Annotated in this window: 11 protein-coding genes and 1 rRNA gene; 6 read left to right on the top strand and 6 right to left on the bottom strand. The window is 70.0% G+C overall.

Annotated features, from left to right (window positions below; all coding sequences use genetic code 11):
• A 5S ribosomal RNA gene (rrf, locus tag ACGFNP_RS60990) occupies positions 1–87 on the top strand; the annotation flags it as partial.
• A gap of 184 nt (positions 88–271) precedes the next feature.
• Entirely contained in the window at positions 272–583 is a 312-nt protein-coding gene (locus ACGFNP_RS60985) for a hypothetical protein (protein ID WP_393334377.1), read from the top strand.
• A 95-nt stretch (positions 584–678) separates the two neighbouring features.
• Here ACGFNP_RS60985 and ACGFNP_RS60980 read toward each other — a convergent pair whose 3' ends face one another.
• On the bottom strand, positions 679–1,077 hold the full coding sequence (locus tag ACGFNP_RS60980) for a RidA family protein (protein WP_219538894.1): 399 nt from the start codon (positions 1,075–1,077) through the stop codon (positions 679–681).
• Positions 1,078–1,149: 72 nt separating this feature from the next.
• On the opposite strand from ACGFNP_RS60980, the gene ACGFNP_RS60975 reads away from it, so the two are divergent.
• Positions 1,150–2,112 carry a LysR family transcriptional regulator gene (locus tag ACGFNP_RS60975; protein WP_393334374.1) on the top strand — a complete coding sequence of 321 codons (963 nt, stop codon included), beginning with the start codon at positions 1,150–1,152 and terminating at the stop codon, positions 2,110–2,112.
• 62 nt (positions 2,113–2,174) lie between these two features.
• Here ACGFNP_RS60975 and ACGFNP_RS60970 read toward each other — a convergent pair whose 3' ends face one another.
• Complete coding sequence (locus tag ACGFNP_RS60970) at positions 2,175–3,653, bottom strand: phosphodiester glycosidase family protein (protein WP_393334371.1); 1,479 nt, start codon at positions 3,651–3,653, stop codon at positions 2,175–2,177.
• 199 nt (positions 3,654–3,852) lie between these two features.
• On the opposite strand from ACGFNP_RS60970, the gene ACGFNP_RS60965 reads away from it, so the two are divergent.
• Both ACGFNP_RS60965 and trpS read left to right on the top strand, forming a co-directional pair.
• Positions 3,853–4,002, top strand: coding sequence for a hypothetical protein (locus ACGFNP_RS60965; RefSeq protein WP_219538900.1), 150 nt, complete (start codon positions 3,853–3,855; stop codon positions 4,000–4,002).
• A gap of 205 nt (positions 4,003–4,207) precedes the next feature.
• On the top strand, positions 4,208–5,170 hold the full coding sequence (trpS, locus tag ACGFNP_RS60960) for a tryptophan--tRNA ligase (protein ID WP_393334367.1): 963 nt from the start codon (positions 4,208–4,210) through the stop codon (positions 5,168–5,170).
• Here the strand turns inward: trpS and ACGFNP_RS60955 are convergent.
• The 4 genes from ACGFNP_RS60955 to ACGFNP_RS60940 form a co-directional block, all read right to left on the bottom strand.
• Positions 5,167–6,192: a methyltransferase gene (locus ACGFNP_RS60955; RefSeq protein ID WP_393334364.1), complete on the bottom strand. Its 1,026-nt coding sequence runs from the start codon at positions 6,190–6,192 to the stop codon at positions 5,167–5,169. The genes trpS and ACGFNP_RS60955 overlap by 4 nt on opposite strands.
• A gap of 32 nt (positions 6,193–6,224) precedes the next feature.
• The gene (locus ACGFNP_RS60950) at positions 6,225–7,841 is read right to left on the bottom strand and encodes a PucR family transcriptional regulator ligand-binding domain-containing protein (RefSeq protein ID WP_358338885.1); all 1,617 of its coding nucleotides are present in this window, start codon (positions 7,839–7,841) and stop codon (positions 6,225–6,227) included.
• A gap of 61 nt (positions 7,842–7,902) precedes the next feature.
• On the bottom strand, positions 7,903–9,522 hold the full coding sequence (locus tag ACGFNP_RS60945) for an AMP-binding protein (RefSeq protein WP_393334360.1): 1,620 nt from the start codon (positions 9,520–9,522) through the stop codon (positions 7,903–7,905).
• A gap of 13 nt (positions 9,523–9,535) precedes the next feature.
• A complete protein-coding gene (locus ACGFNP_RS60940) occupies positions 9,536–10,237 on the bottom strand; it encodes a TetR/AcrR family transcriptional regulator (protein ID WP_358338879.1) in 702 nt (233 codons plus the stop codon).
• Between the two features lie 55 nt (positions 10,238–10,292).
• Between ACGFNP_RS60940 and ACGFNP_RS60935 the strand changes: the two genes are divergently transcribed.
• On the top strand, positions 10,293–11,741 hold the full coding sequence (locus tag ACGFNP_RS60935; protein WP_393334356.1) for an MFS transporter: 1,449 nt from the start codon (positions 10,293–10,295) through the stop codon (positions 11,739–11,741).
• Positions 11,742–11,921 lie beyond the last annotated feature (180 nt).

Genomic DNA, 11,921 nt, shown 5'->3' with positions numbered 1-11,921 from the left:
GGTTACATTCCGAACCCGGAAGTTAAGCTTCCCAGCGCCGATGGTACTGCACTCGGGAGGGTGTGGGAGAGTAGGTCACCGCCGGACAATCTTTGGTTCGGGAAGGGCTCCACGTTTATGCGTGGGGCCCTTTCTGCGTTTACGGGGCTATAAGGGCTTGGCTGGAGGCTCACCGCCTGCTCTGGTCGCCCGGACACGGCGTGCGGTTGCGCCACGGCTCAGTGGCGAGCCTTTCTGGAGCAGTGTGACGGCATCGAGCGGTGAAACAGCCGTGGCCGTTCTCGCCGTACACCGTCTCGCCGGGGACAACGGTGATGGCATAACGACCTCCACCGACGACATCGCGCGGCTCGAGCTGAACGGCAGCCACTACGACTTCGGCCGCTGGAGCCACGATGACGCGGTGTACTGGAACGGCAGCGTGACCGCCACGTCCAACAGCGGCCACGCCGGTGGCAGCTTCGGCTGCAAGACCGGCACGTTCGACTGCTCCGGGCCCGGAAAACCGGCCAACGCCTACGCCCGCGACACGATGTCGGGCCGCGCCCGCGTCCCCGTCCGGATCGGCTGCGCCGTACTCTGACCGCACGACTGCGCGGGGCCGGCCTGGTACGTCCAGGCCGGCCCCGCCGCATGTACCGCTTTGTCCGCCATGCTCGACAGATCAGATCCCTCTGCTCACCCGGTAATCGCGCCGCGAATCCGCGCGTACACCTCGATCTCGATGCGCATCCGGGGATCGGAGAGGCCGCACACGAGCATCGTCGCCGCCGGGCGGATCTCGCCGAAGTGGCGGCGCAGGGTCGGCCAGCACGGCTCGAAGTCCTCCCGATCGGGCAGCAGGTAGCGGACCCGGACGACATCGGCGAACGTACATCCTGCTTCGGTCAGCGCCGTCCCGATGTTGCGCAGGCACTGTTCGGCCTGTTCGACCACGTCGGCGGAGATCGTCATGGTCGCGTAGTCGAACCCGGTGGTCCCCGAGACGTGGACCCAGTCGCCGTCCACCACGGCCCGGGCATATCCGATCTGCTCCTCGAAAGTGGAGCCGCTCAAGATCGCGCGTCGTTCTGTCATAGGTGGAACGGTAGGCAAGCTGCGGTGATATGTCTAAGACGCTTCTTCGGATGATGTGATATCTCTGCGCGTATGGAACGTCCTCAGCTCGCGCTGCATCAGCTCTACGCGTTCGCCGTTCTGGCCGAGGAACTGCACTTCGGGCGGGCCGCCATCCGGCTGGGTGTCGCGCAGCCGCCGCTGAGCCAGCAGATCAGGCGGCTGGAGGAGAGGGTCGGGCATCCGCTGTTCGAGCGAAATCCCGGAGGGGTCGTCCTGACGTCGGCGGGTCACGAACTGTTGCCCGCCGCCCGGCGTGCGCTCGGCGAGATCGCGGATGGGCTGGAGGCGGCGCGACGTGTCGGTGGGGGAGAGGCCGGTCGTATCCGGGTCGGGTTCGCGGCGTCGCTCGCTCTGACGATCCTGCCGGGAATGCTGCGGGCCTACCGTGATCGCTATCCCGAGGTCGAGATGGAGATCAGGGAGATGACGACGGCCCCCCAGACGGCCGCGCTCCTGGAGCGTTCGATCGACGTCGGGCTCCTGCGGGAACCGCCTGACGATCCGGGGCTGGCCGCCGAGCCGGTGTTTTCGGAGGAGTTCGTGGCGGTTCTGCCGGTTGGTCATGTTCTCGCCGGTCGGCGGGTCGTTCCGGTCGCGGAGTTGGCGGCGGAGCCGTTCGTGCTGCTGAACCGGGCGGCGGGGCCGACCGTGCACGATCGGATCGTTGGTCTGTGCCGGTCGGTGGGGTTCGAGCCGCGCATCGGTCAGCACGCGGTGGAGTGGGCGACGGTCTCCGCGCTGGTCGAGGCGGGGCTCGGGGTGTCCCTCGCCCCGGCGAGCGTGCGCCGGATCCGGCTCAAGGGGGTGGCCTATCGCCGGATCGAGCCGGACAACGCGCGCACCACGGTCGCGATGTGCTGGCGGCTGGGTGATGAGAACCCGCTGGTCGCGCGCTTTCTGGAGGTTGGTCGCAGGCTTTCCGGAGGAGGGCAGGGCCGCCCACGCACGTCCTTGGCGCCCGGCAGCGCGCTGGCGGACCGCGCCGCAGGCTGATCAAGCTGGGACAAAGCCGCCCACCGGCGACCAGATCTGGCCGGGGTGGGCGGCAACGACGGCTACTTCGGCAGTACCAGCAGTGCGTCGCCGACCCCGCGCTCCACGCCGTCGGACGGCCGGTTGACGAGCTTGTTGCCCACCACCATCGCGGTGGATCCGCCGCCGTCCAGGTTGACCGCCTGCTTGGCGCCCAGCCAGCGCATGAACTGGGCCGCCTCGATGAAGCTGGCTCCCACCGTCACACCGGGCTGCCGGCCGTCGATGGTCGCCAGGATCAGGCTGCCGTTGCGCGTGGTGCCCAGCAGCGTGCGCGGGTGGCGGCGGAGGATCATGTTCACGGAGTCCTGGCCGTCAAGCTTGGCGGTGATCTTAGCGTGCCCGTTCCTGACCAGGCCGACATTGCCCCCGATCACCCCCAGGTCGGGCGTCAGCTTGAGCGCCTTGCCGGTCCGTACGTCCACGACCTTGGTGTCGACCTTGACGGTCACGCCTTCGGCCGCGTGCGCGTTCAGCCACTCGGCGGCGACCCCGGCGACACCGTGCAGGACCCGCGTCCCCGCCGCCACCGCGGCGCCCGGCGCGCGCAGCGCGACGACCTTGCCGTTGGCGTCGAGCACGGCGTCGGCGCCGTTGTCCGCGGGCGTCTTGGCGCCGTACTCCTCGGTGTAGAGGACCAGCTCGTCCGCAGCCGCGGCGCGGTTGACGCCATTGACCGTCAGCTTCTGGCCGTCCTGGGCGATCGCGGTGACGGTTGACTTGAGTTCGGTGATGCGGGCCGTACGACCCTTGAGGACGACGGCGGAGCGGCCCGGCACGGCCTCGCTGAGCAGCTTGCCGCCGACCACCGAGATGCCGACCGGCTCACCGCGCAGGTTCTTGGCGGTGTGGATGTTGAAGAAGCCGCCGTTCACGGCCGCGAGCGCCTGGCCGGCCTTGGCCATCGAGGAGACGGTCTCGCGCTTGGCGACGCTGGTGCCGAGGGTGGCGGCGTACGAGCCGCGGAACGTCCTGGCGTCGATCATGACCACCTTGACGTCCCAGGGGCCGGTGGTCTTCATGCCGTCGTCGCCGAGGTAGTCGACCTTGACCTTCAGCCCGGCGTCCTTGAGCTTCTTGGCCGTCTCGGCGGCCTTGTCCTTCTCCTCGAGCTTCCACAGCCCGACCCGCACCATGTAGACGATCTGGGCGTCGGCGTCGGCGACCTTCGGGCGCACGACCTTCTGCAGGCTGGCCGTCTCGCCCGTGGCCTCGACCTCGGCGACCTTCGCCTCGGCCGTCTGCTGCATGCCGTAGTCGCGGCCGCTCGGCATCAGGACCGTGACGGTGTAGCCGTCGGTCGACGTACCCGACTTCACGTCCCAGAAGTCGATGCCCGGCGCCACGCTGGTCATCGTCTTGGTGGGTACGGCCGGCACGCCCAGGGGGAACTTGGCTGAGGGGAACGTCACCGAAACCCGCTCGGCGGCTGCGACGGGTACGGCCGTCCCAGTAAGGACCGTGGCCATCGAAAGGCCAATGGCGAGGGTGCGTCGAGACATGAAAACTCCAGAGGGCGGACAAAGGAACCGCCCTATCCTGGCGAGATCATGGTCGTGGAGGCAGGCAAACACGCTAAACGGCCTGAGAGGTTACAAGATTGACATCCCTCAGGGGGTTTTCCTGCGCGCACTGTGGGGGCGGCGTTACGGTGCGGTAGGCCGCGAGCTGAGCGGCATACCAGTCCGAGAGGCAGCCGTTATGGGGCTGAGCATCCTCATTGTGATCATCGCGAGCGTGGTCCTGGGGTTCATCCTGGGCGCGTTCGTCACCCGCCCCCGCGGGTGGGTGATGTACGCCCGCCCCGAGGATCGGTCCCGCGCCGACGTGACGCGCGATCCTCACGAGTGAGTACGAGTCGAGTACGAGTCGGCGAAAGCCGCACAGCTTCTGGGGTTCTGTGCGGCTTGCGCCTATGATGAGTGGCATGACACGCGTCAGCATGTGGTGGCGGCCGACAGACGGCCGCTGATCTCCGCATGCGCGGGCCGTCCTCAGGACGGGCCCGGCGCGGGTTCTTCTTCAGGGCGGCATGACCTGAAGAAAGGAACCCGTGATGAACCACGTCGTGCTCACCGGAGACCGCCCGACCGGGCCGCTCCACCTGGGCCACTACTTCGGCACGCTGGCCAACCGCGTCGCCTTGCAGGACGTCCACCCGATGTACGTGCTGGTCGCCGACTACCAGGTGATCACCGACCGGGACCTGCCCGGCGCGATCCAGCGGAACATCGCCTCCCTGCTCCTCGACTACCTGGCCATCGGGCTGGACCCCGCGAAGGTGACGATCTTCCAGCACAGCGCGATCCCCGAGCTCAACCAGCTGCTGCTGCCGTTCCTCAGCCTGGTGTCGGTGGCCGAGCTGGGCCGTAACCCAACCGTCAAGGACGAGATCGCGCACAGTACGCAGCAGGCGGTCAACGGCCTGATGTTCACCTATCCGGTGCACCAGGCGGCCGACATCCTGTTCTGCAAGGGCACGCTGGTGCCGGTCGGCAAGGACCAGCTCCCGCATGTTGAGATGACGCGGCTGGTGGCGCGGCGCTTCAACGAGCGCTACGGTCCCGTTTTCCCGGTGCCGGAGGCCATGATGGGTGCCCAGCCGCTGCTCAAGGGCCTCGACGGTGGCAAGATGAGCAAGAGCCGGGGCAACGCCGTAGCCCTGTCCGCTACCGAGGACGAGACGGCCGCGCTGATCCGCGGGGCCCGCACCGACGCGGAGCGGCTCATCACCTTCGACGAGACGAACCGGTCTGAGGTGTCGAACCTGCTCACGCTGGCCGGCCTCTGCCTCGGCCGCCGGCCCGAGTCCATCGCCGACGAGATCGGGAACGGCGGTGCCTCCGCGCTGAAACGGCTGGTCACCGAGGCGGTCAACGAGTTCCTGCGACCGATCAGGAAGCGCCGCCGCGAGTACTCGGAGGCCGACGCCAGGCAGGTGCTGAGTGACGGCAACGAGCGCGCCCGCGAGCGGGCGATCGTCACCCTCGGGGAGGTGCGGGCCGCGATGGGCTTCTAATGGGGAGCTCTGGCGATGGCGAGCTCCGTGGCCGGGGATCTCAGCGGGCGGCGGTGGCGCGGCCTGGTGAAGCCCGCCTCCTTGAGCAGGCGGGCCACCTCCTTGTAGCCACGGATCCTGCCGCCGCCCGCCACCAGGTAGTTGAGATGGAGCAGATCGACGAGGGTCCGGCTGGCCCGCCCGGGCATGACGCTGTCGCCGAACTGGTCGCCGATCGCGATCGTGCCGCCGGGGTTGAGCGCCTTGGCCAGCCGCCCCAGCAGGGTGACCACCTCCTGGTCGTCCAGGCAGTGCATGACGTTGAACAGCAGCACCACGTCGTACCCAGTGCCCAGATCCTCGTCGAGGAACGAGCCGGCCCGCAGCGTCAGCCGGGGGTGGGCGGCGGCCGATTCGAGGGCCTGAGGCAGGTCGATCACGGTGCCCCGCAGCTCCGGGTGGCGTCGCAGCAGTTCCACGCTGTAGCGGGCGTGGCCGCCGCCCACGTCGAGCATCCGCGTCGCGCCCGCGGGGACGGGGATGGCGCCCGCGGCGGCGGGGGCCTGGCGGCCGGCCACGGCGGCGGTCCACGCCTGGAACGAGCGCGACAGCTCCGGTTCGCTCTCGGTCAGCGCGTACAGCGAGGTCATCGGCGACCCGTCACGTACGGTCCTTTCGAGCTGCGGCCAGATCACGCAGGCGGTGCGCTCCCAGAAGTACAGCCCCTCGGCCAGGCAGGCGGGGGAGCCGGTGGTGAGCCAGATCCGCGCCGTGCGGGTCAGCCGGTAGCGGCCGCCTCGCGCGCGCAGGTAGCCGAGCCCGGTCAGGCCGCGCAGCAGCACGTCCGTCGCGTGCCGGTCCAGGCCGAGCGAGCCGGCGAGATCGGCGGCGGTCGCGGGGCCGCCGCGCAGGGCGTCGAAGAGGCCGAGCCGCATCCCCGCGATCAGCGCGTGCAGGCCCATGACGCCGAAGTAGTCGAGCATCGGGGGCAGGATCGACAGGCGGTGCGCCGCCGCTTCCAGGGAATTGCCGAATAGGGGCACATCGCGACGGTAAGCCCCGAGGGGCGGAAATGTTACCTGTGCTCCCTGCGGAACGACTCCAGCGCCAGCAGCGCCACGTGCAAGGACAGGCACGACTCGACGTCGTCCAGGTCGGTGTCGAGGATGCGTTCGAGGCGGCGCAGCCGGTCGTAGAAGGCGGGCCGCGACAGGTGGGCCTTCTGGGCGGCCACGGCCTTGTTGCGGCCCGCGTCCAGGTAGATGCGCAGGATGCGGGTCAGGTCGCCGCCCCGCTGCGCGTCGTGCGCCAGTAGCGGTCCGAGCTCCCGCTCGGCGAACGTCTGCAGCCTGGCGTCGTCGCGCAGCAGGTGGAGCAGCCCGCGCAGCCGCAGGTCGGGCAGCCGGTAGAAGGCCCGGCCGTCGGGCTGGCGGACCGCCACGTCGGCCACCTGCTCGGCTTCGAGGAAGCTGCGCCGTACGTCCCTGATCGACTCCACCACCGAGCCCGAGGCCAGGACGAACGCGGCGCCGGGCTTCCACAGCATGCGCAGCCGCTCGGCGAGCGCGGTCAGCGCGGCCTCGGCGCCCGAGCGTGGCGGCAGGGGGAGCAGGACGCCGACCCGGTCCTGGTCGAGCGCGCCCACCAGGGCGGGCAGCCGGGCGTCGCGGCAGGCGGCGGCGGTGGCCTCGGCCAGCTCGCCGAGCTGCGCCTGCCCGTCGAGTGCCTGCTCGATGGGGTCGGTCGGGCGGATGACGACGCTGACCAGCTTGCGCCCGGTGAGCGGCACGCCCACGGCACGGGCGCGGGCGGCGGCCTCGTCCGGATCGGCGTAGGCGTGCGTGAGGATGCCGGTGATGATTGTGCCGTGCGCCTGGCGTTCCAGGGACTCCTGGTGGCGTTCGAGCAGACGGCCCAGGGCGAGCGTGGTGGCGGCGCGCTCGGCGAGCACCAGGTCACGGGGCGACGGCGGGCTGTCGCAGAGCAGGATCAACCTGCCCCAATCCTGCCCGCGCGCGCCGACCGTGGTGACCAGCCAGCCGGAGGCGGCGTCGTAGGCGGTCCGCTCGGCCGGCGCGACCGCGCGCGACCTGGTCTCCCATCCGGCCAGCAGCGCGCCGGTGTCGCGGCCCGCGGACTCGCAGGCGAGCACCTGGTGGGCGAGGTTCTCCAGCAGGACCGGGCGGTTCGACAGCCGGGCCACCTGGGCGAGCACCTCGGCGGGCGACGCGCCCTCGACGGAGAGCTCGGTGAAGACCTCGTGCAGCTGCTCGGAGGCCCGCAGCTCCTCCAGCTGGATGTCGATGATCCGCGCGTGCACGGACTCGGTGATCTGCACGAACGGCGTCTCGCGGGTCAGCACGATCAGCGGCAGGCCGTGCTCCTCGGCCGACTTGACGACCGCGCTGGGCAGCTCGCGGACGAACCTGCGGCCCAGCTCGACGATCAGCCCGGAGGCGCCGACGGCCGAGAGCTCGCCGATGTAGTCGGCGAGCTTCTGGGGGTCCTCGGGCAGGGCCACCCCGGTGGTGAGCACCAGCTCTCCGCCGCGCAGCAGGTGGGCGAGGTCGGCGATCTCGCCGACGTGCACCCACCGCACCTTGGTGTCCAGCCGGTCGCCGCCCGCGACCACGCGCGGACTCCCGCGACGGACGGTGTCCAGCGCGAGGACGTCGGCGATGGTGGGCAGCACGCGCCCGAGCCTAGCCGATCAGCCTGTAAGATCGGATAGGCACCCATTTACAGACTGCTCATCACGAGCCCAGTTCGTCCTCTCTGAACTCCCGGATGGGCTGCTGCACCCGCAATTCCACTCGCCGGATCTTGCCGGAGATGGTCTTCGGCAACTCGCCGAACTCCAGCCTGCGCACCCGCTTGTACGGAGCTAGCTCGCGCCGCGAGTGCTCGAAGATCGAGCGGGCCGTCGCCTCGTCCGCCTCGAACCCGGGCGCCAGCGTCACATAGGCCTTGGGCACCGCCAGGCGCACCGGATCGGGCGCTGGCACCACGGCCGCCTCCGCCACGGCCTCGTGCTCCAGAAGTACGCTCTCCAGCTCGAACGGCGAGATGCGGTAGTCGGAGGCCTTGAAGACGTCGTCGGTCCGGCCGACGTAGGTGATGTAGCCGTCGGCGTCACGGGTCGCGACGTCGCCCGTGTGATAGTGCCCACCCCTCATCGCTTCACTAGATCCACCGACATATCCGGACATGAGGCCGAGGGGGCGGTCGGCCAGCGGCAGGCAGATCTCCCCGTCGTCGCCCGCCTCGCCGGTGATCGGGTCGAGCAGCACGATCTCGTAGCCGGGCAGCGGCCGGCCCATCGATCCCGGCTTGACCGGCTCGCCGGGCACGTTGCCCACCTGGGCGGTGGTCTCGGTCTGGCCGTAGCCGTCCCTGATCGTCAGCCCCCACGCCTTGGCGACCTGGTCGATGATCTCCGGGTTGAGCGGCTCGCCCGCGGCGACGGCCGTGCGCAGCGGCAGCCGCCACGCCGCCAGGTCCTCCTGGATGAGCATCCGCCACACGGTCGGCGGCGCGCAGAACGTGGTGACCCGCTCGTCGCGCAGCACCTCCAGCAGCGCCACGGCGGAGAAGCGCTGGTAGTCGTGGATCAGCACGGTGGCACCCGCGTTCCACGGCGCGAACACGTTGCTCCACGCGTGCTTGGCCCAGCCGGGCGAGGAGACGTTGAGGTGCACGTCGCCGGGCCTGAGCCCGATCCAGAACATGGTCGACAGGTGGCCCGCCGGATAGGAGGCATGCGTGTGCTCGACCAGCTTGGGCTGCGAGGTCGTACCCGAGGTGAAGTAGAGCAGCAGCGTGTCGCCGGCCCTGGTCGGGCCGTCGGGGGTGAAGTGCTCGGCCGCCTCGCGGGACTCGGCGTAGGGCAGCCAGCCGTACGCGTCGCCGACCGCGATCCTGGTGTAGCCGCCGTCGTCGAACTTGCCCGCGTCGGAGGCGTTCGCGATCACGTGTGAGACGCCGCCGCGTTCGACGCGCTCGACGATGTCCTTGGCGGTCAGCAGCGTGGTCGCCGGGATGATGACCGCGCCCAGCTTCATGGCCGCCAGCAGCGACTCCCACAGCTCGGCCTGGTTGCCCAGCATGAGGAGGATGCGATCGCCACGTTGTACGCCCTGCTCACGCAGCCAGTTCGCGACCCGGTTGGACCGCGCGGACAGCTCGGCGAACGTGTAGGAGACCCTGCCGACGATCTTCAGCGCGACCGCGTCGGGGGTCTCGGCGGCCAGCACGCCGTCGAACCAGTCGAGCGCCCAGTTGAAGTCCGTCAGCTCCGGCCAGCGGAACTCGCGGCGGGCCGTCGGATAGTCGGCTCCGAGAAGGAGGTCGCGTGCGGCGCGGAAATCGCTCATGCCCCGGATCCTGCTACGTCCCCAGCCGTCTCTCAAGACCGTCGAGCACCGACACGAGGCCGAAGTCGAAGCTCACCTCGCGCATCACCTGCGGATTGTCGTAATCGATGGCGTTGATCCGCTCCACGAGCTCGGGGTAGCCCGCGGCGGCCTTGGCGACGAACTCGCGCAGGCGGTCCTGGTCGTAGTCGTGATCCTTCGCCGCGGAGTCCCAGGCGACCTGGGGGATCGTCATGCCGAACACATAGGCGGTGAGCGTCGAGTTGGCGTAGTCGATGTCCAGCCCGGTGAATCCGGCCAGCCTGAACGCCTTGTGCATCTGGTCGGTGACCCGGAGCGCGTTGGGGCCCAGCGCGGGCATGCGGCCGATGAGGTCGGCCGACCACGGATGCCGCAGGATCACCTGGCGCATGCTGTGGGACATGACCGAGCAGGTCTCCCGCCAGCCCATCACCTCGGCGTCGGGGACCATCATCTCGCCCCAGACCTCGTCGTAGACCAGCTCCAGCAGCTCGTCCTTGTGGGCCACGTACCAGTAGAGGCTGGTCGCCCCCGCGCTGAGCTTCGCGCCGAGCTTGCGCATGCTCAGCCCGGCCAGGCCCTCGGCGTCGAGCAGCTCCACGGCGGCCATGACGATCTCCTCGCGGCTGCGGCCGGGGCTGGCCGCCTTGCGCGGTTCGCGGAACCACACGGAGTTGTACTGCCTGCTGGTCACGCCTCCAGGATAAATCCACTCGCACGCTGTACGAGTCCTGTCGTACAGTGTGCGAGTGGAATCGAACACTGTGCGAGACCCCCGCCGCTGGTGGATTCTCGTCGTACTCTGCCTGTCGCTTCTGGTGCTGGTCGTGGACAACACCGTCCTCAACCTGGCCATCCCCAAGCTGATCAAGGATCTGGGCGCGAGCCCGGGTGACATCCAGTGGATCATCGACGCGTACGTGCTGGCCTTCGCCGGGCTGTTACTGACCGCCGGGAGCCTGTCCGACCGGTTCGGGCGCAGGCGCTTCCTGATCGTCGGGCTGGCGTTCTTCGGCGGCGCGTCGCTGCTGGCCGTGCTCTCGACCGAGCCGTGGCAGCTCATCGGCGCGCGGGCCATCATGGGCGTCGGCGGGTCGGTCCTGATGCCGTCCACGCTGTCCATCCTGATGACCGTCTTCGACGAGGGCGAGCGGCGCAAGGCCATGGCCGCGTGGAGCGCCGTCGCCATGGTGGGCGTGATCGCGGGGCCCACGCTGGGCGGCTTCCTGCTGGACCACTACTGGTGGGGCTCGGTCTTCCTGCTGAACATCCCCATCGCGGCCGTCGCGATCATCGCCGCCGTCACACTGATGCCCGAGACCCGCAGCGCCGGGCGGAAGATCGACCCCGTGGGCGTCCTGCTGTCGATCGTCGGACTGACGGCGGCCGTGTACGTCATCATCGAGCGCGAGTGGAACCCGGTCGGCATCGCGATCGCCGTGGTCTTCCTCGGCGCCTTCGTCATCTGGGAGCGGCGCTCGGAGCACCCGATGCTGCCGCTGGAGCTGTTCAGGAACCGCAACTTCAGCGGGGCGTCGTTCTCCATCCTGCTGATGTCGTTCGGGGCCGGCGCCGTGATGCTGATGCTGACCCAGTACCTGCAGTTCGTGCTGGGGTACGGGCCCATGCGGGCGGGCTTGGCGCTGCTGCCGTACGCGGTCGCGGCGGCGGTCTTCAACGGGCTTGGCGCCGCGCTCGGGCAGAAGGTCAGCAACCGGACGCTGATCGCCGCGGGGCTGGTGGTCATGGCCGGTGGGTTCGTCGTGCTCGCCACGACCTCCGGTTACCTGCCGCTGCTCACCGGTCTGCTGGTCATGGGGGTGGGCGGCGGTCTCGCGGGGCCCGCGGCCTACGCGTCGCTGATGGGGGCCATCCCCATGGAGCACGCGGGCGTCGGCTCCGCGCTGAACGACACCGTGCAGCAGGTCGGCATGGCCATGAGCATCGCCATCCTGGGCAGCGTGCTGGCCGGGGTGTTCACCTCGGCGATGCCCGCCGACGCGCCCGAGGCGGCCAGGGAGTCGATCGGCGGCGCCTTCAGGCTGGGCATCGTGGAGCCGGCCCGCGCGGCCTTCACCGACGCGATGCACTTCGGCTGCTGGGTCGGGGCCGGGTTCTGCGTGGCGGCCGCGCTGCTCGCGCTCGCGGTGCTGCGACCGCCGGCTCCCGTGGAGACCACCGAGCCCGTCCGGGTCTAGTGGACGCGGGGGTCGCGCATGGCCTCCAGGCTGTCCAGTTTGTGGATCCGCTCGTCGTGGGGGGGGGGGCGCCGGGGGGGGGGCCCCCCCCCCCCCCGGGCGGGAAAGGCGGCGGGAGTGGCCCGGGGGGGGGCGCAATGGCCGTACGGGGGTTTACGCCCCCAACTCAATTAAAAATTG

Origin of the sequence: Nonomuraea sp. NPDC049269 (assembly GCF_043197155.1) — a bacterium.
Taxonomy (GTDB): Bacteria; Actinomycetota; Actinomycetes; order Streptosporangiales; family Streptosporangiaceae; genus Nonomuraea.
This window is presented reverse-complemented; position numbering and strand designations above follow the sequence as displayed.